This window comes from Methylomonas sp. ZR1 (genome assembly GCF_013141865.1).
In the GTDB taxonomy this organism is placed as follows: domain Bacteria; phylum Pseudomonadota; class Gammaproteobacteria; order Methylococcales; family Methylomonadaceae; genus Methylomonas.
Map to the genome: position 1 here is coordinate 4,445,238 of NZ_RCST01000001.1, position 22,147 is coordinate 4,467,384.

Here is a 22,147-nt window from a genome sequence, read left to right on the forward strand (position 1 = left end):
TTGAATGAGCTATTTTCCTTGCCACACATAGCCCTATGAATATCTTTTTGCGTCGCATTCCTGCTAATACCAGGCATACTGAAATTTCCGAATTTGTGGCCCCTGCTTTGAAACGCGGCTTGTTCAGAAAATCCGGCCGTATAGTCGATGTGCAGATTCTGGCCTTACAGGATACCCGCATAGGCACTATCGAATATCACGGTGTGGTAACGCTGGATTCTGAGCTTTCCGTGCAAAGAGTTGTTAAAGGTTTAAAAAATCGGCGGTTTAACGGCAGAATGGTGGTGGTTAGGCCTTATTACCACCGTAGTTGGTACAACGACCCTCGCCAAAATCAGACGCCTGTGTCTGCGGATATTATCGAAAAGCGCAAGTGTGATCGCAGGCGCGGTAAGTATCTGCAAGTGATCAAAAATGCGTCTGATCGTTTTAACAGTGAAGATGATTTTTTTCGAACCGTGCATCATCAACAGTTCTCCATTTCATTTATCGTGCCGCCTGTCATGGAGGGGCCGATGATGGAGTGCCTGACCAGTTTTGAGGAAGAGCTGCTTCATAGCGATACCGGTGAGCATAAGATCACCAAATTTCTCACCGAAGCCGACGATGCCGATCAGCAAACAGCGCGCTTTCAGATTTACGCCGAGAAAATGGCTATTTCCGCCTTGCTGGAAAAATTGAAGTCCGAATTTGCCGGATCCGGTATCCATTACTGGATCATGCCGGTGGTCGAGAAAGGCGAAATTTAGCGCTTAATAATGCAAGCAAGCGCTAGGATGGTCGAGTATGGTGTAAGTATTAAGCGAATGGTCTGAAGCCATGCCTGTAATTGCTGCGAATTGTCTAATAACCGACCACGTTACCGCTATCATTGATACCGGTAGCGCTGACCTAAACTCTAGTAGAGGCCAGCCCTGTTGACGCGATGCTCGCAATGGCAAAGGCAGCGCCTAAGCGGCGCTTTTTTTGTATTTGGAATTCATGAATATCTACCTTTTTTAGGAAGAACTGAAAAGAGATTTTCAATTTTCTTTGGGTGATATAGTTAAGTTTTTTAAGGCAATTCCACTTTTTCAGATTATCCGTGCCGTACCGGTATATTTGCGTACAGCAACGACGAGGACGCAGTTAAGCTTTGGGGGCGCCCAACCCGTAACCTTAACGCGCAAAACCAAAGCCGTTCCGCCGAACGAGACTACTGAACACTCACCCTCCCCGCCAAACTATTCCCTTGCACCGCCTCGTTATACATATCAAACCCGCTAGCAGGGGGGATCGACGCACTACCGGCTCTGGCGACGCGCCAAACCTGATACAAGGTCAATTCGCCGCCGGCTTGCAGTTTGGCGACGCGGACGATGCGGTCCGGGTAGCGTTGGGTTTCCTTGATACTGGCCCAATAGCTGTCATCTTTGGGCTGGATTTTGGCGTCGGCTAAATAGGTTTCATCGTTTTCCTGGCCTTCCGCCAAGCTGGGGATACCGTCTTCGATGACCACAAATTCGCTACCAGGCGCTGGCCGACCGGCATCGGCGCTGCGTTTGACGCGCACTTCGCTGACCACCACATCGCCGGGTTTCAAGGCCTGGCTCATGTCGATAAACTCGCTGCCTTTGGCGGTGATGCGGCGGAAGTTGCGCTGCACCTCCAGACCGGCGGCGCGGGCGGCGACGGCTGGATAGGGCACTTCAACAGCGACAGTGGCGCTGGCGACCTCGTCCGCATTCAGCTCGGCGAGCCGGATTTCGCTGAGATCGGGCGTGTCGCCAAAGCGGTTGAAGTTGCCCAGATAGCCGCCGGGTATGCGCTGCAAGGCACCCAAGGCAAAACCGTCTTTACTGCTGACCGAAATACTGCGGGCGCTCTGTTTGGCCGCTGCAGCCGCTTCCTTAGACAACAATTCGCGGCTGTTGAAAATCACCTGCGCGGTGTCGTAAGTGGATTGCCAATAGTCGTTTTGCTGGGTTTGCAGCAGTAGGCGTTTCAGCTTGGCTTCCAGTGCCGGCGGCAAGGCCTGCACATCGTTTAACGTACCTAAGCCAGACGCCACCAGACTGGGCAGCCCAAAACCAAAACCCAAGCTGTTATACAACTCGCCGCGCTGCTGCTGATAACTGGCCGGCTCAATGGCATCCAACGCAATTTGTAAGCGTTTGACCAAGTCGTTTTTCAGCTGCGGCCGGTCTTTGAACTGTTGATTAAAACTGTGCCAGTTTTGATTTTCGTAGGCCTTGACCGTACGCAACGCAGCGACCAAGTCGCCGGCCCCAGCGTGCGCATTAGACAGGACTTTTTCGACAAAATCGGCTTGCTGTTGCCAAGGCGCGTTGTAGGCATAACCCACCGTCGCGAAACCGCTCAACACAAACCCATCCAGTAGGGTATTGCCTTCGCCGTGCAGATTCAGCCATTCCATGCCTTTGTAGTAGGCGTTATTCACCCCCTCCAGTTGCAGTTCGTTGGCATATTTCAAGGCTTGTAATGCGATCAAAGTCACCGGCACGGTGGCTTCGCTGTCGCTGGACCACAAGGCAAAACCGCCGTCGGATTTTTGATTTTGAATCAATTTGCGCACACCCAATGCCGCATTCTGTTTGGCACGTTGCAAAGTCTTTTCCAGCGGTCCCAATTGCTCGGGTTTCAGACCGGCGCGCTCGATCAAATCCAGCAATACCAGGTTCGGCACGGTGCTGTGCGCCAGCTGCTCGGTGCAGCCGTAAGGATATTGCACCAGCATGGCCGCCGCTTGCAGCGCGGCCCCCAGCAGGCCGGAATTGACTCGCACCGTTACTTGCCGTGGCTGAGATTGCGCCGGTAAATCGACTCGCAGCAGATTGTCCTGTTGCACGCTGCTAAACACCTGCGGCAGCGCGGCGGCTTTTAAGGGAATCTCAAATTCCTCGGCACCACCTACCCGCACCCCAGCTGGCGCAGTCAATGCCACCTTCAATGCCGGCGCACCTTGCCGGTCGTTGGCGCTCAAGCGCAACGGCCATAGTTGCTCGGCTTTGGCCGCCAGTTCAGCTTGCGGTTCTGGTTCGCCGCTTTGCAAAGGCAGGGTGTCCGGCAGGCTGATGCTGCCGGCAAGTTTCACCGGCTGGGCCAAGTGATTGGTCAGTTTCACCGCTACGTCCACTTCGTCGCCCTGCCGCAAAAATTGTGGCCCAACCATGTCCACTGCCACATCGGTGACGCTGCGGAATTGGCCGGTGGTTTCGCCGATACGGCCATCCTTGTCGCTGGCGACCGCTGTCACCAGCCATTCGGTGACGTTGGCCGGCATATCGACGTCGATAGTGGCATTGCCTTTGGCGTCGGTAACCACATGCGGAAACCAGCCGGCCGTGTCGCGCATGGCTTTTTTCGCCAACTTGCTTTGGCTTTTCAAGGCGCTGAGCGAGAAATTGGGTTTACGCAGCAAGTCGGCGTAACCGTAGCCTTGCAGATCGTCGGAATAGAAAGTCGCTAAATTGCTGCGTTGCAGCGGATAGAAAAAATCGAAAATGCCGGGACGGAATTCGGCTTGCACAGCGTACACGGCGCGGTCGACGATGGACACGGCGATTTCGGTGTTCGCTGCCGGGCTGCCATCGGCGCGTTTGACTTGCAGTTTGATTTTGGTGGGTTTTAGCGGCTCGGTTTCGGCTTTTTCCGGCTCAATGGCAATCTGCAGACGCTTTTCCCACGGCACGATTCTAAAACCCAGCGTCTGTTCCTTGTATTTGCCGCCGGCCACCGGCACCGTCACGGTGTGGTAAAAGCCGGTGCCGTATTCGGGTTTGGCGGTCACTTCAAACCAGCGGCTGCGACCTTGAGCCTGAGCGCTGCGGCTATCGAACAAACGCGCGCCGGCCACGGTTTCCCAAATCGCGCCGCTCTCGTTATTGCCCCAGGCCTTGGGTAATAAGGCAAACACCTTGGCTTGCTCGCCAGGGCTGAGGATGGTGGTGGGTGTGTACAGTTCCAATTCCGGATTATCAGCCACCGCTTCGCCGCCGCTGCCGGCCACGATTAAGGTGCTGGGTTGAGAACTGGCCGGATGGTTCAAGTTACGGCCATCCAGGCTTTCCAAGCGAGCCACGGCGGTGAGCCGGCCGAATTCCTTCAGAGCCGGGATGGTGAGTTTTTGCTGACCGCGCTCGTCGGTAGCAAAATCCAGTTTCACCAGGCTGCGCTTGCCGCTGCCGGGCTGCTCCAACATCACATCGACCACCCCGCCGGCTTTAGCAGCCGGTTTGCCGTCGGCATAGCTGGATTGCAACAGCAATTGCAAATCTTGATCGCCAACCGCCGCCACGGTTTTGTTAAAACGCACGGCCGGTTGCGCCTCGGACAAGGTGGCGTAAATGCTGTCGGTCAAAATCGCATTGCCACCCGCCGCGTCCTGAGCGCGCACCATCAGGGAATAAATCCATTCCTGATCCGGCGTTTCTTTGTCTGAGGCCGGCACGGTAAATTCAAAACTGCCGTCGCCGCTTTCGTCCAGCTTGGCGGCGGTTTCCCAAGGGTTGCTGGCATCGACCGCCTGGCGTTCTTCGATGGAGCTGTACAAGCGTTGCGGCTGAGTTAATGGCGCGGCGGATTTAACCTGGCCGAAATAGTCGTTGCCGGCGGCTAAGCCCGCGCCGGCTTCCGTGACAAATTGCGGGGCTTCAAATTTTTTCCGGTACAGAAACACTTCGAATTTGACGTTCTGCGGCACGCCGCCGCTGTAGCGTTTGGCGCGGAATTTTAGTTTAAACGGTTGACCTGCTTGCACCACCGGACTCCGATCCAGCCATTCCAGATAAAACGTCGGTTTAATGTAATCGCGCACCCGAAATTCGCCGCCGTAGGCTTTGTGATCTATCTCGGCCAGTAAGCGATACAAGCCTGGCGTCTGGCTGGGATCGAGATCGAAACTGCCGGAAAACGAGCCAAAATCGGTAAGCTGAGTTTGGCCTTGCAAACCGGTGGCGTTGCCGTCGGCGCGAATCAACGACACATCGGTTTGCTTGGATTGAAAAGCCGGAATCCGCAACTGGCCGTCCTGCAAATTGCGGACGATGCCTTTGTAGAAAAAAGTCTCGCCCGGTTTGAATATCGGCCGGTCGGTCATCACGAATACCGCGTCGTCCTTGGCTTGCGTCGGCAAGAAGTCGGTGGCGGTCAGCGCGGTGCGCGCCGCTTCGCCGGGTTTGGCGGCTGGCGCGTCTACCCTCACCAGCAATTTGCCGTCCAGCACGCCGTCGGGATTATTAAAGCTCAGTTCGCCGGCGGCATTGGTGCTGGCCGGCAAGGTTTGCCAATGGCCACGGCCATCGCGATAACTGACTTTGGCTCCAGCCAGCGGTTGCAAATCGCGGTTCATCGCCCGCACCAGCAACTGCTCGCTGGATTGCTTGACCTGCACCGCCAGGCTGCTGACCTGAATCAAGCACTGCGCTTCGTTCTTGCCTTGCACCGCTTGTAGCAAATAAATGCCGTCCGGCAACGGATCAAGCGCAATTTGCCGAACTTTATAACGATGCTCGCTCCAGGTGTCTTCGTTAAACCACCAACCCAAATCATGGGTTTGCTGACCGTTGCGCAGTAGATCCAGATAGCTTTCCTTCACCACCGTAAAACCCTTCGGCGGCGCCACCAATACCTGCTGCGGCACAGACACCAGCGGTTTTTCGGTCACGGTCAGCACCGAGCCGCTGAAATTGGTTCCCTTTAAGGATTTACGAAACTCGACATCCAGCATCCTGCGCAACAACTTGAACGGCGATTGCGCATTGTTCAGGCCCTTCGCGAAATAATGGCCGGGATTCAGCTCGCTGACCGGCTGTTCGTAACTACGGCTGACGTTGAACTGGCCGTCCAGGAAGGTTTCCAGGTTGTTGGCTTTCAGCACTCGGATCAGCATGGGCTGGTCGGTGAGGGTGTAATCCAGGCGGATATTGGGGGCTTCGGTGTTGGAGAAGCTGCGTTCGGCGGTTAAATAGAATGGGCTGCCGGCCAAGGCACATGTTGGACTCAGCAATGAAGCTAGCAGAAGTAGATAGCTAACAATCACAGCAAATAGATTTGGTGTCGCTACCGCGACGGGTGTTTTAACGTCGGTTCTCGGACCGACAGCCGAGATACTTTCTTTTGCATCGCCAAAAGAAAGTATCCAAAGAAAAGGCCACCCGGACGCCGCTTTTTTCCTGCGCGCCGAAGGCTTGGAACGGGGTTTTCCGAAGGGGCTTCCCAGCCCCTGCGTAAAACGCGATGCATCCCTGCATCGCCCCTGCCGGGCTGATCCGTTCCAAGCCTCCGGTGCTCGGCGCGGCATATGGGACAAAAACCTCTCCATGAAAGAAGATTGAATGGAATTGGTGCGACCTTTCGATAAGTCAAAAGCGTAGCTTGGGTTAGCGGAGCGTAACGTAACAAAATTACAATAGCTGTAAAAACGGGTGGGGTTCACCCCGTATGCCGCGCCGAGCACCGGAGCTTTTGGTGGGAATAGCCCGAAGGGGCGATGCAGGGATGCATCGAGTTGCCGAAGGGGCAGGAAGCCCCTTTCGGGAACCCCCGCCAAAAGTGAGGAGCGCAGGGGATAAGCGGCATTCGGGTGGCTTTTCTTTTGGGTACTTTTCTTTGGCCAAACAAAGAAAAGTACCTCGGCTGTCGGTCCGAAAACCGACATTAAAACACCCGTCGCGTTAGCGACACCTCTCCCAAACAACTCAAAAACACGCCAAACCCAACTACACAACAAGATCAAAAACCCACTCATTTCCCACCTTCCTGAGCTACCAACTTACCTTCCAAAACAGCCCCAGACCCCCCCTCAACCCGCCCCGCATAACTCAATATCGGCAAACCATAAAACAACTTATCCCCCTCCTGCCGCATCGCCGCCTTGGCGGCTTCATAGTCTTGCTGCCAGCGCGGGGCAAACTCATTGGCTTCCGGCGCATTCCCCGCGCCGCCTGCTAGAAACAGTTCGCGCACTGCCGCGCCGGGGCTGACGAAAGCCGTCAGTTGCGCGGCTTGCCAGCGTTGTTTTTCGATGCCGCGTTGCCAATCCAGCGGACTTAAGGACTGTTTGTTGCAAGCATCCTTCATCCTCGTCAGCAAGCTCTCCGAACTGGCAGCCAGGAATAAACTGCCGCCCGCGCATTCCGCGCCCAAGTCCGGGTCTTTTAAATATTGCGCATAAGCGGCGCTGGCTTGCGGCTGCTGGGGGTTGGCGACGATGATGCCGACCGCGCCGCTCGGGCTGTCGGCGGTGAAATCCCAAACTAAACCCACGCCAGCCGGCTCGGCACCGGGGGGATTGGTAGACGGGCCGTTTGAAGCCAGTGTTTGCCAGTCGGCTGTGGTTAAATCAGGCGATAAGGCCAGGCTGGCAGCCACGCCGGCAAAGGCATCATGCGGGATGCTGGCTAACACACCTTCGAATAATTGTCCGTGCAATTGGCTTTGCCAGACTGCGGTCGGCAGATTCAGCGTACCCAGTTCGCCGTCTTTCAACGCAAAATCCCATTGCAGCGGATAGGTCGGCGCGCCGGTCAGCACCGGCAACAAATTATCGATAAAGGCTTCGGATCGCAGCGTTAAACTCAAGGGCGCAGCGCTGCGGCGGCTTTGCGGGGGAATGCTGTCGATCACATTCAGTAGGGCTTCCAGACTTTGCGCCAGATAGATCCGCTCGCGGAATTGGGTGAAAAACAGCTTTTGCAAACCGATGCGGGTTTCCAGGATAGGCTCCGGCAGTTTGTTGAGACGGTAACCACTAGTTGCCAAAATGCCGGCCAAGGCCCGGATGGCTTGATCGGCAAACTGGCTATCGCTACGCGAATAACTGATCACCCAACCCTGGCTGGCATGGGCCATGTCGTAATGCAGCTCGGCGTTGGCAGCGACGGCATCGCGCAGCAGTTGCGCCAGAAACTCGCCTTGCAGCCCTTCCAGGTTGAGTTGCTCGGCTTTGACTTTCAGGCTTTGCAGCAAGCCGAAAAACAGGCCTTGCACGAAACGGTTACCCACCAAATTTTGCAACTGCGGCTGCGCGTCCCACCAGTTTAAAAACGCTTCGCCCTGATTGAAGTTAAGGGTAAAAGCCACCGGATGTTTCTTTACATACCAGGTCGCTTGCTTCGGACAATCGGCCGGGCGCTGCACAGTCACGTCCATCGTAGTACCAGAGCCAACATCGCCACCGGTCAAGGCCGGGCAATGGTCGTCACCGGCCGGCACCTCGTCGTTGCTGCCCACCAGCGAAGTGCTGGCGTCCAAATTGTTGTTGGCGGAATCGCGCAATTTTACGGTCAAATCCAACAGCGGCAGACCGGCGCGCATCAAGCGGCTTATCGGCTGCCGGGAATAATCCTGATAAGCGACGATGCCGGCGGTAGCGGTCAGCACCGCCGCCGAGGCAATCACGGTCAGGCGTTTTGCGGGGCTAAGCGGTTCCATTCGTACACTCCAAGGAAATAGGGGTTTTCAGCGCGGGGGACCCACACCGGATCGGGCGATTGCAATAACTCGGCGACGCTAACCACGCGCACTTGGGCTTCGTCGCCCTGAGCGCCGTTGTGGTACACAGCCAGATTTTCTGGATGACCGGCGGCGAACAGCATCAAGTGGTAGGGCTCGTCGTTGACTAAGGGTTTTTGGTAGACCAGCAAATCGCCGCTTTGCGCCGCCGCCAGGTCACGGGATTTCAAACGAAAGTTGTAGCCGATCAGGGTTTCGGCATCGGCAAAATGGCCGTAGCGCGGTTGGCCGTTGCTCAGGCCGGTTTGCCAGATTTGCGGATAGTCCGGAATGGCTTTGCGGGCCTGTTCGGATAAAGGCGGCAGCATTAGTTTGGCCGGCACACCGAGTTTGGCGGTGCGGGCCGCGTCGCGCGGCTCCAGAGCGGTGCGGTACGCAAAACGTACCAGGCCGGCGCAGTCGCGTTGTTTGGGTTCCCAGAGTGGACTGAGTTTGCGGGCTTGCAGCAAGGCGACGTCGGTGACGACCTGGCGCAGCGCGCTGGCGTCTTGCGGCGGCAGATAGCCCAATTCTTCCGCACTATCCTCCGCCTCGCCTTCGCGCTTGGGCTCGTGCTTGATGTATTCCCTTACTTCTGCTGGCATGTCGCGCTCGGCATCCTGTCCGGGCACATAGATTTTTGCCGGCTGGCGGTTGCCTTGGACCACCAAATACGCCAGGGTTTTGGTTTCGCCCGGTCGCGCCAGCGGTTTTTGCACGCGGCGCCGACTTTCTGTGGGCAAACCTTCGTCGAGGATAATATCCAGATTGGCTAGAGTATGTTGCACCGCACCGCCCGGCCAATAATTAGTGTCGATGCGGAACACGCCGAGCGGCGGGGCCGGATGCACATACAAATAAGGCCCGTAGCCAGGCTGGTCGAAGTTGTCGCCGTTTTGATTTAAAAAGAAGATGCCGCCGCTGTTGGAATTGGTGTCGGCCCAATACACATGGCTGTTGTCCGGCTCGTAAATGTGCAAATCGGTATACACGCCGTCGCTATCGCTGGTGAGCACCACTTTCAAACCTATCGAAGCAATCACCGCATCGACGGTGGTAGAAGCCTTGGCGACACCGGCGCTGTTGGCGCATTCGGCGATCACGGTATTCTTGCCCTTGGCAGCCGGGAAGGCGCGGGAGAAGCTGCCGTTAGCGTTGCGGACGTAGTAACGCACGCCATTGATATTTACCACAATCGGATCGGCAGTCGGATCGGAACAGCTGCCGGCCACGGTGATTTGCAAGCCGCTGGTCCAGCCGCCGGCCGGCTTGTTCAGTGTTAAGGTTGGCGCAGTGGCTGGTCCGGTTGCCACGGGATGCTGCTGGCCGCGGCGGGCCAGAATATCCGGGTCATCGCTGGGCGCGGCAAGGCTTTGAGCCGATAAAGATAGCCACAAGACAACATGGCTTCCCAGCCGGCGGGCATCGAACAATTGAGGTTTCCGCATCCAGGCCTCCATTGGGCTAGGGGATTTAATCAGTGCTGGAAATGTAGCAAGCAAATCGGCTAACGGCAAATCTGCTGGACCGCGTTTCAGCATCAGATTGGTCGTGGCCCAACATTTTGCGAATCTATTTAGTCACTCGACGCTGCCCTGCAAACGGGTAATCCAAGCGTCTTTCGCATTCGGGTCAACATGAAACGCCAGCGCCACCGGTTTGTGAAGCAGGCCGTCCTCGCCGGACGCATTGGGGTTGAGCTGGCGTTTCTCGATAAAATCGATCAAGCGCCGCAGATGGTAAACCAGTAATACCCGATTGCTTTCGCTGCCTTTGTAGATTAAATAGCCGACGTTGTCTTCACTCAAGTCCGGGTTCCGGGCGATCAGCGCGGTCAATCGGGTTTCGCAATCGCCGGCCAGGCTTTTCAACACCGAATCCGGATGCCGGCGGATAAACTCAAGTAGATGCCCGACCAAGTGGCCGGCCAACTGTTGCTGTTGCAATTGCTCCAGCTCGGCATCGCTAAGCAAAACACTTTCCGCCACCAAATAATGCTTATCCCGCTCACCGTCGTTGGCAAACAGCGAAATTTTCGCCAGCGCTGTGTCTTCAAGGGCATTTAGAAATTCTTGCGGCGAACGGATGTGTTTGTCGATGGTGACTACCCAGGGTAAAGCCCGCCCCGTCGCTTCAAAGCGCGATTTGACGCTGCCGATCACGCCGGAGCGCGACAACTCCAGCTCGCGCCCGACTGGCTTAACTAAAAAGGCATCGACCGCGGCAATCTGAGTGCGAAAGCCGGCAGCTTGAAATTGTTTAATTGCAGTTGAATAGCGCGGCGAATAGGGAATACCTGTGCCGTCGTAGAGGATATTGATCCGCAGCTCGCGGGCCTGTTGCGCTACCAGGTCGCGCAGGCGGTTGGCGAACGGTTCGACGTACACGTAGTCGTCGCTATGATGATTGGCGGCGGTCAGCAAACGGTACAGATCGCTGAGCTTTCTGAATTCGTCCAGGGAAGCGATCACGAAATTGTCGCCACACTGCGCCGTGGCAATTTCTTCGACTGCGGTTTTGCCGGCACCGGCGCCGCCCATGCTCATCAGAAAATGCGGTTGGTCCACCGGAGTTTTGCCCGCAAAAATCGCGTCTCGGGCGGCGATTAAAATGCGGCTAATCTTGGCTAAACGCTCGTAGGCAATTTCCACGGTACGGCGCAAGCGCACTTCGTGACGGGCGGCGACCAGCATTTTTTGTTTTAGGGCTTCGTTGTCCGCCAATAAAAACAGATTGGCTTGCTCGCCGGCGCACTGCTTCAACAAATCCATCAATTCGGCCTGGCTGGGGGAGCGCAAGCCGGTGAGCATATTCACGTCCAGGCAAAACAGCGGCGCAACGCCGTCTTCACGAATCGGGATCGCATCGATCTCGAATTTGCCGGGGGCGCGCAAATCTTCAGTACCCGGCAGATAGCCGATGATGTGTTCGGACACGCTTAACGGATTATCGGCAAAATGCTGGCCGGCAATGAGTTGTTCAGCGGTAATGCTGTTCAAGGGCACCAGGCCGCCGGTCACGGTGATCAAGCATTCCACACCGTCGCCGGTGGTATGCGACAGAAACGGTATCCCCAGCAAAAAGCGTTTGTTCTCCGGCCATTTGCCGTAGCGGTTGGCTTGGTTGTGCAGGCTTTTAATCCGCCTGGGATCGAGGGCGTGCGTAAAGGCGCGGCTCAGCGCCCGGTGTTGACTATTATGATCGTGCAGCACCAAAGCGTCTTCGGCAGCTAGGCGGCGAAAATCGATGCCTTGTTCGTAGACGGCCTTGAAGGCCGGCAGGTTACCCAGCGCGGTAATGAAAAAATCCAGCGTCATCCGATTGCCGTAGCCATACGGCCGAATGATCCGCAAGGAATGATAAAAGTTGGCCAGTCGCTCGGCGATGTCCTCGCTGTGGATCACAAAGCCGTTGTTATCGAAAATCGCCGTATCGCTATTGCTGTCGCCATCCAGCACCAAGCGCTCGATGGCGACGCGAAACTGTTTGCGCTTATCGGCATCCGGCATCGTGCCGGGCCGGTGCATGACCGTGGGCTGCTCCTTCCAATCGCTGAACATTTCGCGATGAATGCGCGAGTACAAGCCGGTCATATAAGTGACGCGCTTGGTCTGGTCGTGCGAGACGGTGATTTCCAGCTCTTGCAACAAGGTCGACAACAGTCCGGCGCCTTGGGCAATAGCCAGCGCGGTGCGTAGGCGTTTTAGCGGCCTGTAACCCGGAAGATTCCGGCTGGGGTTTTGCATAATCCACCCTCTTATTTTTTATAGTTATTATTTTCTGGGGCTGATCTTAACCGGTTATTGGCGGAGAAGGAATATTGGCTGAATGTCTTGCAACGGAAAACTACTATTATTGGCGGTTGAGTAAGTCGGTATGGCATTCCGGCTTGTGAGGACGCTAGTGGGGAGCCAGAGCGCACAGATTCCGCTTGCCTGGAGCGATGTTAGCAGGCTTGAGCGGGATTCTTTAAAGCCCCCTTGGCGCCTGTCTAGCGAGTACTTTTCAGGTACAATAAACTCATTTTTTATCTATCAAGTGGCTCCCGACGTGTCGATTAGCAAAAACGATGTCTCTACTTTTCAGGGCTTGATTCTGACCTTGCAGGAATACTGGTCGAATCAAGGTTGTGTGTTGTTGCAGCCTTTGGATCAGGAAGTCGGTGCCGGCACTTTCCACCCCGCCACGTTCTTGCGCGCCATTGGTCCAGAGCCTTGGAACAGCGCTTACGTACAACCTTCGCGGCGCCCGACCGACGGCCGTTTCGGGGAAAATCCCAACCGCTTGCAGCATTATTACCAATTTCAGGTAATCATGAAGCCGTCGCCGGACAATATTCAGGAGTTGTACCTGGGATCATTGCGGCATCTGGGCCTGGATTTGCTGGAACACGACATCCGTTTTGTGGAAGACAACTGGGAGTCGCCAACGCTGGGTGCCTGGGGATTGGGCTGGGAAGTGTGGTTGAACGGCATGGAAGTCACCCAGTTTACCTATTTCCAACAAGTCGGCGGCCTGGAATGTCGGCCGGTAAGCGGTGAAATTACTTACGGCCTGGAGCGGATTGCGATGTATCTACAAGGCGTGGAAAGCGTTTACGATTTGGTCTGGACCCGCGGTCCGCAAGGCGTTGTGACCTATGGCGACGTGTTCCATCAAAACGAAGTAGAAATGTCCGAATTCAACTTCGATCACGCTAATGTCGATTTCCTGTTCCAGTGCTTCGACACCTACGAGCGCGAATGCCTGATGCTGCTGGAGAAAAACCTGCCGCTGCCGGCTTACGAAATGGTCTTGAAAGCCTCCCACTCCTTTAATCTACTCGATGCCCGCCACGCCATTTCGGTCACCGAGCGGCAACGCTACATCTTACGGGTACGCAACATGGCCAAATCGGTCGCCGAAGCCTATTACGCGCGGCGCGAAAGCTTGGGCTTTCCGATGTGCGGCAATTAAGCGGAACTTAGCGTGAGCGTATTTTTCAATTCAGTAAGAATTCGTAATTTCAAGTCACTGAAAGACGTGACATTGCCGGATTGTAAGCGAATTAATGTACTGATTGGAAAACCTAATGTCGGTAAATCGAATATATTGGAGGCGATTGGGTTATTTTCACTGCCTTATGTCAAGTACAACAAAGGTAAGAAGCTCACTCAATTCGTTAAGTTGGAAAATATTGAGGAAATGTTTTTTGATGCAAGCATTCATACAGACATACAAATAGATGTTGATGATGGCAGCTACTGTATTGCTAAATATAACCAAGAAACCAATCTTACTGAAATTGAAATTAATTTAGAAAACCAAAAAGTCACTTATGAGCTTTATGGAAACCTTCCTTCTGTTGAAATGCCGACCTCTGAAGGACACACACTCAATATAGATAATAAGCTAAGCATTTTTCATCCATATAAAAAACGTGATTATCCTTCGCCTAAAGTAAGATGTTTTAAATTTCCGCATTCTTTTTCAACAAAGGAACAAGATCCTTTAATCAAAATTGCTGGGTTAATACCGCCCCATGGCATTAACTTGTTTGACATGGCACAAAAAGATCCGCTCAAACAAGAACTGTCCAAGCTATTCCAAGAGTATCGTTTAAAACTTCTTTTCGATAAAACCAGTCACACATTAAGAATCGTTAAAGAACTGGATGACAATTCGCTTGTATCTCTACCATTCAATTCAATGGCCGACACATTACAGCGTATTGTCTTTTTCAAAGCCGCGATCGCCTCGAACACCGATTCGATTCTGTTATTCGAAGAACCTGAAGCGCATTGTTTTCCGCCTTATATTACCCATATCACTCAGGAAGTGATTGCCGCGCAAACCAACCAGTTCTTTATCGCCACTCATAGTCCTTATGTGCTGAATGCGTTTTTGGAGCAAAGTCGCGAGGAATTAGCCATATTTATTGTCGATTATCGTGATGGCCAAACCGTTATAAACCGTTTAACCGATACCGAATTAAACGAAGTCTACGATTATGGTATTGACGTATTTTTTAACTACGAGCGATTCACGCAACATGGATAATCATATTTTGCCTGAGTGTTTTATCGACACTATGTTGACCGAAGCTTTGGTGCAAGACATTTTCAAATCCAATCATCAATATGGTTGCAGCACAGTAACCAAAGTCATGCGCGAACGTTTTGCCGACAGTTTTGCGGTAGGCGTGTTAGATGATGACAAAAAACAAACACCTTATTTAAATGAATTGAACTTAATTTCAGATAAGTCCGGTTTAAAACTGTACAAGCATCCAGATAAACACCATTATCTGATTTTGCATCCGCCGATTGAGCAATGGCTATTAGATGAAGCGAACACAGCCAATATCGACTTGAGTAACTACCAATTACCCGGCGAGCGTAGCGCCTTGCAAAAACAAACCAAAACGACTACCAGCAAACACGATCCACGCTTTAAAAGATTATTCCGCGACCTAAAAAGTCGCGAAAGCTTTAGCCGTTTGTCGAATTGGCTAAGTTATTTAAAACGGCATCCTTACGATGCCTGTATCGAACATTTACAACATTTATAAACCTTGCAATATAGGCAAACGCTGTGACTATGACACAAAATTTACTGTTCGAACTGGGCTGCGAGGAATTGCCGCCGAAGTCTTTGAAAAAACTCAGCCAGGCCTTGCTGGACAACATTTCGGCCGGCTTGCAAGAAGCCGGCTTGAGCTACGACCAAACCCGCGCTTATGCCACGCCGCGCCGCTTGGCGGTATTGATAGACGATCTGCAAACCTTTCAGGCTGATAAAGTCTTGGAAAAGCGCGGACCGGCCATTCAGGCGGCTTATGGTCCCGACGGTTCACCGAGCAAGGCCGCACTGGGTTTTGCGGCCAGTTGCGGTGTCGGCTTTGATCAACTTGAAAAATTGGAAACCGACAAAGGTTCTTGGTTGATTTTCAAACAAGCGGTAAAAGGCCAAGCCACTGCCGAGTTGATCCCCGACATTATCCGCAAAAGTCTGGCCAATTTACCGATTGCCAAACGGATGCGCTGGGGAAGTTTCGATGCCGAATTTGCCCGGCCGGTACATTGGGCGGTTTTGCTGTTGGGTTCTGAAATTCTGATTACCGATATTCTCGGCCGCACGACCGGTCGCGTCACCCGTGGTCACCGCTTTCATTCACCACTGGATTTGAGCATCGGCAGTCCGCACGAATATCTGGATATTCTCAAACAACACGGCAAGGTGCTGGCCGACTTCGAAGAACGCATGACCATCATCCGCGATGCTGCCAATCAGGCGGCCAGCAATGTTGGCGGCATTGCCCATATCGAAGACGATTTGCTGGAAGAAGTGGCGGCATTAAACGAGTGGCCGGTGCCGGTCGTGGGTAATTTTGACGCGCGTTTTCTGGAATTGCCGCAAGAAGTGCTGATCACCACCATGCAGGCCAACCAGAAATATTTTCCGGTTAAAAATGCTGCAGGCCGATTGTTGCCGCATTTCATTACTTTCGCTAATATCGAAAGCTCCAACCCCGATTCCATCCGGCAAGGCAATGAGCGCGTGGTGTTGCCACGCTTGGTCGACGCGGAGTTTTTCTGGAAACAAGATAGAAAACAATCGCTGGCCGATCGGGTCGAGAGCCTGAAAAGCATCGTTTTCCAAAAAGACTTGGGTACCTTGTTCGATAAAACCGAGCGCGTAGCCAAGCTTGCGGCTTTGGTTGCCGAAAAATTGGGCGCCGACGTGGAGCTTGCCAGGCGAGCCGCACTGTTGGCCAAAACCGATTTGATGACCAATATGGTCGGCGAATTCGCCAATCTGCAAGGCACGATGGGCCGCTATTACGCCGCTGCGGACGGCGAACATGCCGACGTGGCTTTAGCCTTGGAAGAACATTATTATCCCAAGCAGTCTGGCGGTGCGACCCCGAGTGGTCAAATCGGGCAGGCGTTGGCGCTGGCGGAAAAAATCGACACCCTGGCCGGTATTTTCAGCGCAGGCTTGATTCCAACCGGCGACAAAGACCCATACGCCTTGCGTCGAGCCACGCTGGGCATTTTGCGGGTGCTGATCGAAAACGGTATTGCATTGGATGTCGTCGAACTGCTGGATGCTGCGCTGGATCAGTTCAGTCACGACTTTAATAAAGCCGAAATCCGGCAAAAAGTGATAGGTTTTCTGTTTGACCGTCTAAAAGGCTATTGTCTGGATCAAGGCTATACCAGCCACGAGTTCGAAGCGGTATTGGCGGTTAATCCGACTAGTCCGTTGGATTTCATGCTGCGTATTCGCGCTGTGCAAGGTTTTAGAGCCTTGCCGGAAGCAGAAAGTCTGGCGGCTGCAAACAAACGCATTATCAACATCCTGAAAAAATCGGATCAAGCGCCTAAGGAGATCATTGGCACTTTGGTTGAGATCGCCGAGAAAAACTTGTTGGCTGTCGCTGAGCAATCGGAAACCGATATTTTGCCGTTGTTGGCCGAACAGAATTACCCGCTGGCCTTGAGCCGGCTGGCGCAGTTACGCGATAGCGTCGATGCGTTTTTCGATAACGTGATGGTCAATACCGACGACGAAGTTTTACGCAACAGTCGTTTGGCATTGCTGGCCAAATTGTCCAATCAATTCCTGAAAATCGCCGATATTTCCAAACTGCAATCGTGACCGAGCGTTACGTTATTCTCGATCGCGACGGCACCATCAATGTCGATTCCGACGACTTTATCAAATCACCGGAAGAATGGCTGCCGCTGGCCGGCAGCCTGGAAGCCATTGCGCTGTTAAATCGGCATGGCTACAAAGTCGTGGTGATCACCAATCAGTCCGGGATTGCCAGGGGCTTATTCGATTTGGCAACGCTGGCGGCGATACATGCCAAAATGCTGCAATTGGCGTCCCTGGCCGACGGACACATAGAAGCCATTTATTTTTGCCCTCACGGCCCAAACGACACTTGTGACTGCCGCAAACCTCTGGACGGTCTGTTTCGGCGTTTTGCCGCCGATACGCAAGCCAATTTGAGCCGGACTTATGCGATTGGCGATTCCTTGCGCGATATTCGGGCCGCCGAATCGGCCGGTGCCAAACCGATTCTGGTCAAAACCGGCAAAGGCAAAAAAACCGCTATTAATAATCCACAACTTAACGTTCCTATTTTCGATAATCTTTATGACGCAGCCACGCACATCGTTTCGACAAGCTGATTTCAGAGTCTATTTGGGCTCGACATTGTTATTCATCTACATCGTGTTTTCGACGCTGATTGTTGGTGTAGCCATCTTGGGCGGTTATTTCCTGCCGTTTCCGATGCGCTATAAAATTGCCGATATTTGGATCGATTGCCTGCTGTTCATGTTGAAGCTGTGTTGCGGTTTAAGTTATGAGGTGGACGGGCTGGAGAACATTCCGCGCGATCAAGCGGCGATTATTCTCAGCAAACATCAGTCGGCCTGGGAAACCGTGGCTTTAAGACAGTTTATCTCGCCGCAAACCGCGGTTTTGAAAAAATCGTTGCTGCAAATCCCGTTTGGCGGTTGGGCGCTGGCGACATTAAAACCCATCGCGATAGACCGGCAAAATCAGAAAGAAGCACTAAAGATGTTGATCGATCAGGGCATCCAGCGTTTGCAGGAAGGCTTGTTCGTGGTGGTGTTTCCGGAGGGAACCCGAGTGGCGCCGGGAGCGCATAAAAAATTTAATGCGGGCGGTGCAATGCTGGCGCAAAAATCCGGTTTTCCGGTGATTCCGCTGGCGCACAATGCAGGAGAATATTGGCCGCGTAACAGTTTTTTGAAATATCCGGGCGTGATTAAGGTCAAAATTGGGCCGGTTATCAGTAGCATTGATAAAAAATCGAAGGATATTAACGCAGAGGCCGAAGCCTGGATTAATAAAGCGATGTTGCAAATCGATGCAGAACGAATAGCAGGGTAATTCGAATTAGGGAGCTAAAATTTAAGCTGCAAAAAAAAGGCCCGCATTCGCGGGCCTTTTTCTTCAAGCTTAAAGATTAAAGCGCTACAGAAGTAGAGCTAGAAACTTTTTGCTTTGATGCATCTGGATCGTCCATGCAACCGCTCAGGCCAGCAATCATCAGGGTCATAGCTAAAAGAGATAATACTTTTTTCATAACATCCTCCAAATAAAAGTTTTTTATATTTTTGCGTGTGCTGAATCTAAACAAAAAATTAAGCACAGCGAGATTTAAACATGCCGAACCAGTTTGGCGCAAACTAAATCTGTTTGGAGGAAAAGAAATCGGGATATAAGGCCCACAGGGTGGGCCTTACTCAGGAAGGAATATCCTGCCAGGGCTAGGATTATTTAACCCCTGAACCTTGTTGGTTAGGTGAGCCATAGCCTTTTGGTTTTGGGTTGCCTTGGTCTGGGTCGTCCATGCAACCGCTCAAGCTTACAATCATCATTACCATAGCCAAGACAGAAAATACTTTTTTCATAACATCCTCCGATTTAAAGGTTTTTATTTTTGTGTGTACTCAAATTCAAGCACGCAAAATTTATAGCATGACAAAACCGAGTATGCAATACCCTAGATGTTTACAAAATATCGATGTCTTTCGGCAAGTTGATCTTTATGTCCTTTCCAGTCCATTGTGCGGAGCCTATTGCTTGCCATTCTCCGGTCAAGTTGCTGTTCCTGAGGTCTTTTTCCCACACAAACGGTGCTCGAATTCTCTTCATTTTGACGATAAATTGCGTGCTATCGAGCTCTAAACCACTCTTTTTTCCCCAGAACGCCGTGACTTTCATGATGAATTTTTTCAAGCGGAGCTCGTCGATATTTGGGGTTACCGCAATGTTGGCCCACATGGAATGCACCCGCCCCCAATTCGGCGCCAACAGGCGGCCTTGGCGATTAACAAACGGTAACCATTGCTCTTCGCCGTTGGCATCCAAATAGGTAATAGCCAGTAAACGGTCATAGCCTTCGAAATGGTCGTGAAGATACAGCGCGTGGGGGGTGATGCCCAAAAACGTGTGAGACATCATCAAAACCGCGTTGCTCATATCCGCCAGCATGCTGGTTATCGGCGACTGGCGGGTATCGACATGCAGGCGGTACAGCAAACCATAGTGAAAACTGCAGTTGAACTGAAACAAGATCAACACCAGCAACACTTTGCTGATTTTGTGTACGCGACTTCTAGCCACTAAGGCATGCTCCGCTTCGAAAATTCGCTCATACAAACTCGGCGGCAGGTTTTCAGCTGATGCCGGCAGACAGCTCACATCGCACGCCAATCGCGTGCGCGAATCGGCAATCGCCCGATAGCGCCCGCATATCCATTGATAAAGCAGCGGCAGTTTCATGGCCCAACCTATCATCGCGGTGTAGCGCATCGAGATTAAAATTTGCGCGTAAGTATCAACGCCGGCATAAACCCGCCCATCACCATCCACCGCGTACAAATCGGTCAGCAATTGCTTTTCGCCCAATTCGGCTAGAGCTGGATAATCGATTGCAAACACTTGTGCGGGCTTGAAATCAACACCGCGCAAAACGTCGAAATGATTCAGTGTCAAAACCGTACGATTGCACAATGGGCATTGTTGGTCGTAAAACACCGTCAATAGTGGTTGTTTGATCCGTAGAAGTGCCCCGATTTTTCTATACCAGGCAAATGGCATCACCAATGCATAGAAAATCAGCATTCCCATTCCGAACGGGTAAATATTGAAGGACAGGGTAATGCCCAAATGCAAGGAAATCCCGATCAGAAAGTACAGCCATCTGAACTGGCGGCGATGAAAAAACAACAGGAAAGTAAACTGGAATGCGATGATGGTGTAGCCGATGATTTTTTGCAAAATCTCGATATTCAGCAGCCAGGACAAATCCAGCGCGGACATGTAATACGGAATCGAAGACGGCAACCAAGCACCCAAGCCGTTGCGCCAATGCTCGGCAAACATCTTGTGTATCGCCGAATCGAAATACAAAAAGCCCAGACAAATCGCGACCGGTAGATAATAAGTCAGTGCAGACACTTCCGGAGCCTGGTATTGAGAATAATGCGTGAAGGGGCGCAGCAATTTTTTCCTAAGGCCATCAATAGAAAAGGCTTGGTCCATAGGCATGAAGATCAGAAAGAAATTGGCGCCAATCATGAACAAATCGAAGCCGCCGTCGAAATCGCGCTGCATAGGCGTGAAATTAACGAATAGCAGCCAAAAAACGTAGTTAGCAACACTGGCCACCTGGCAGCGGTAACCGATGGCTAGACAAAACGCCACCGCGGCCCATAGCCAAAGGAAGAACGGAATCATCGGAAATTCGACATCCATGAATGGGATGGGGTCGAATATCAAGTGGTTGAAATACAGCAGAAAAAAAACTTCCTGCAGTGTCACCACCCCAAACAAAAGCCTGAAAAGGCCTACGCCGGTAGCGGGTACTTTTTTAGAATAAAGAGCATTGACTTTCTGAACTAACAGTTTGTACATGGCGGGTCGGCAGGCTAAAAGTCCACAGATTATAAGGGATTTGAAAATGGTATGCGTCAGGCAAAAAAAAAGCGGCTACGGGATCTATCCGTAGCCGCTTTTTCCAGAAAAGCTTTGTAAGCGAGGGGGTGTAGCTTACTCTTCGTCTTTAGGCTCAGCAAAAACCCATTTTACAAAGAAGTATCCTGCAGCGATGATAACTACCGCTCCAATCATGCCCGACGGTTCTTTCAGCATTTCTGTTAAATCTAAGATCGCTCCCATGGGTGCCTCCTACCTTTAGTTAGTTGTTATAAAATTTGCCATGTCTTTGGCGGTCGAGCTTCATATGTTACTTTAGCTACCTTCAAAGTCAAGCGATTCATGGCTATCGCGGAAACATCCGACCGCAATTGCCATCCAGGTGGATTATGGTAGTATGCTTTCTCAACCTGAATTTTGAGAATTATAAAAACAGTTTCAACAAGGGGAATAGAGATGATTGGTGGCGTAATAATGATTTTGACGGCAATCTGGGTATATCAAACCCTGATAAAAGCCAAAACGGGTAATGTGCTGATGTGGGTTGCCGGCTGTGCCATAGTGTTCTTGGTCATTCAGGTGTTGTTCTACAACATCAACATTATGATCATCGACGGCTTAGACGGTAAAGATGTCGGCGGCGAATATGATCGCGACCTGACCAGCGTCGGCGATAGAAAAACCCAGGAAGGCGCCGGCGGCTGGTTCATGCCGGTTTTCTTCGAATTACTACCGCCGTTTGCCGGTGTGTTGGCTGTCGCTCTGATTCGCTGTCAGTTTATTTTGAAACAAGCGCTGACACCAGCCAACCTGTTCAGCGGCATCAAAGAGTTGTTTGTCAGCATCAAAAACAGCTTCAAAACCTCCAGCAACTAACTTGGCTGGCTCCGAAGCCCAAGGCCGCTTGGGCTTCGTTACCGTCGAAATTCCTCAGCCGCCGGTAACTGCGGATACGATGCTGACTATCGTTAAAATAAACAGCACAGTCGCAATCAGCCCGACGACAATATAGGCAGGCAAAGAGCCGTGCTGAAAATCAAGCTCTCTATTCTTATTGCTTTGCACGCCGATCACGGCGGCAAACACGCTTTTTATGACATGCAATAGACTGGGTTTAGACATGATTTCCCTCAAAATTTGGTTTGATAATAAAGCGGACTAGCCCACCGATATTCACCCTTACGACCCT

16 protein-coding genes are annotated in these 22,147 nt (G+C 52.4%); 8 read left to right on the forward strand and 8 right to left on the reverse strand.

The features are described 5' to 3' along the window. Nucleotides 1–35 precede the first annotated feature (35 nt). Nucleotides 36–749: a DUF3240 family protein gene (locus tag DDY07_RS20220; RefSeq protein ID WP_171697204.1), complete on the forward strand. Its 714-nt coding sequence runs from the start codon at nucleotides 36–38 to the stop codon at nucleotides 747–749. 446 nt (nucleotides 750–1,195) lie between these two features. Here the strand turns inward: DDY07_RS20220 and DDY07_RS20225 are convergent, their stop codons facing one another. From DDY07_RS20225 to DDY07_RS20240, 4 genes are all read right to left on the reverse strand, one after another. After that, nucleotides 1,196–6,007, reverse strand: a complete 4,812-nt coding sequence (locus tag DDY07_RS20225) for an alpha-2-macroglobulin family protein (RefSeq protein ID WP_253734559.1) — start codon at nucleotides 6,005–6,007, stop codon at nucleotides 1,196–1,198. A gap of 737 nt (nucleotides 6,008–6,744) precedes the next feature. Continuing rightward, entirely contained in the window at nucleotides 6,745–8,433 is a 1,689-nt protein-coding gene (locus DDY07_RS20230; RefSeq protein WP_171697206.1) for a hypothetical protein, read from the reverse strand. Beyond that, complete coding sequence (locus DDY07_RS20235; RefSeq protein ID WP_171697207.1) at nucleotides 8,403–9,941, reverse strand: DUF1175 family protein; 1,539 nt, start codon at nucleotides 9,939–9,941, stop codon at nucleotides 8,403–8,405. The genes DDY07_RS20230 and DDY07_RS20235 overlap by 31 nt, the downstream gene beginning before the upstream one ends. A gap of 132 nt (nucleotides 9,942–10,073) precedes the next feature. Then, nucleotides 10,074–12,239, reverse strand: a complete 2,166-nt coding sequence (locus DDY07_RS20240; RefSeq protein ID WP_171697208.1) for a zeta toxin family protein — start codon at nucleotides 12,237–12,239, stop codon at nucleotides 10,074–10,076. Between the two features lie 304 nt (nucleotides 12,240–12,543). On the opposite strand from DDY07_RS20240, the gene glyQ reads away from it, so the two are divergent. Genes glyQ through DDY07_RS20270 form a run of 6 tightly spaced genes read left to right on the forward strand, consistent with a single transcriptional unit; the run spans nucleotide 12,544 to nucleotide 18,405 of the window. Next, entirely contained in the window at nucleotides 12,544–13,449 is a 906-nt protein-coding gene (gene glyQ, locus DDY07_RS20245; protein WP_171697209.1) for a glycine--tRNA ligase subunit alpha, read from the forward strand. 12 nt (nucleotides 13,450–13,461) lie between these two features. Continuing rightward, nucleotides 13,462–14,532, forward strand: a complete 1,071-nt coding sequence (locus DDY07_RS20250) for an AAA family ATPase (protein ID WP_171697210.1) — start codon at nucleotides 13,462–13,464, stop codon at nucleotides 14,530–14,532. Further along, on the forward strand, nucleotides 14,525–15,043 hold the full coding sequence (locus tag DDY07_RS20255; RefSeq protein WP_171697211.1) for a hypothetical protein: 519 nt from the start codon (nucleotides 14,525–14,527) through the stop codon (nucleotides 15,041–15,043). The genes DDY07_RS20250 and DDY07_RS20255 overlap by 8 nt, the downstream gene beginning before the upstream one ends. Nucleotides 15,044–15,066: 23 nt before the next feature. After that, nucleotides 15,067–17,136: a glycine--tRNA ligase subunit beta gene (gene glyS, locus DDY07_RS20260; protein WP_171697212.1), complete on the forward strand. Its 2,070-nt coding sequence runs from the start codon at nucleotides 15,067–15,069 to the stop codon at nucleotides 17,134–17,136. Beyond that, nucleotides 17,133–17,675, forward strand: a complete 543-nt coding sequence (gene gmhB, locus DDY07_RS20265) for a D-glycero-beta-D-manno-heptose 1,7-bisphosphate 7-phosphatase (RefSeq protein ID WP_171697213.1) — start codon at nucleotides 17,133–17,135, stop codon at nucleotides 17,673–17,675. The genes glyS and gmhB overlap by 4 nt, the downstream gene beginning before the upstream one ends. Beyond that, nucleotides 17,641–18,405, forward strand: a complete 765-nt coding sequence (locus tag DDY07_RS20270) for a 1-acyl-sn-glycerol-3-phosphate acyltransferase (protein ID WP_171697214.1) — start codon at nucleotides 17,641–17,643, stop codon at nucleotides 18,403–18,405. The genes gmhB and DDY07_RS20270 overlap by 35 nt, the downstream gene beginning before the upstream one ends. Before the next feature lie 386 nt (nucleotides 18,406–18,791). Here DDY07_RS20270 and DDY07_RS20275 read toward each other — a convergent pair whose 3' ends face one another. The 3 genes from DDY07_RS20275 to DDY07_RS24345 all read right to left on the reverse strand — a co-directional run bounded on the left by DDY07_RS20275 (nucleotide 18,792) and on the right by DDY07_RS24345 (nucleotide 21,201). Further along, the gene (locus DDY07_RS20275; RefSeq protein ID WP_165385996.1) at nucleotides 18,792–18,929 is read right to left on the reverse strand and encodes a hypothetical protein; all 138 of its coding nucleotides are present in this window, start codon (nucleotides 18,927–18,929) and stop codon (nucleotides 18,792–18,794) included. A gap of 100 nt (nucleotides 18,930–19,029) precedes the next feature. Next, nucleotides 19,030–20,937 carry a DCC1-like thiol-disulfide oxidoreductase family protein gene (locus tag DDY07_RS20280; protein WP_171697215.1) on the reverse strand — a complete coding sequence of 636 codons (1,908 nt, stop codon included), beginning with the start codon at nucleotides 20,935–20,937 and terminating at the stop codon, nucleotides 19,030–19,032. Nucleotides 20,938–21,072: 135 nt separating this feature from the next. Beyond that, nucleotides 21,073–21,201, reverse strand: coding sequence for a hypothetical protein (locus DDY07_RS24345; protein ID WP_255189959.1), 129 nt, complete (start codon nucleotides 21,199–21,201; stop codon nucleotides 21,073–21,075). A 213-nt stretch (nucleotides 21,202–21,414) separates the two neighbouring features. On the opposite strand from DDY07_RS24345, the gene DDY07_RS20285 reads away from it, so the two are divergent. Next, nucleotides 21,415–21,834: a hypothetical protein gene (locus tag DDY07_RS20285; RefSeq protein WP_033156855.1), complete on the forward strand. Its 420-nt coding sequence runs from the start codon at nucleotides 21,415–21,417 to the stop codon at nucleotides 21,832–21,834. Nucleotides 21,835–21,888: 54 nt separating this feature from the next. Here the strand turns inward: DDY07_RS20285 and DDY07_RS20290 are convergent, their stop codons facing one another. Then, nucleotides 21,889–22,080 (reverse strand): DUF2970 domain-containing protein, encoded by a 192-nt coding sequence (locus tag DDY07_RS20290; RefSeq protein ID WP_033156854.1) that lies wholly within the window; start codon nucleotides 22,078–22,080, stop codon nucleotides 21,889–21,891. Nucleotides 22,081–22,147: the final 67 nt, after the last annotated feature.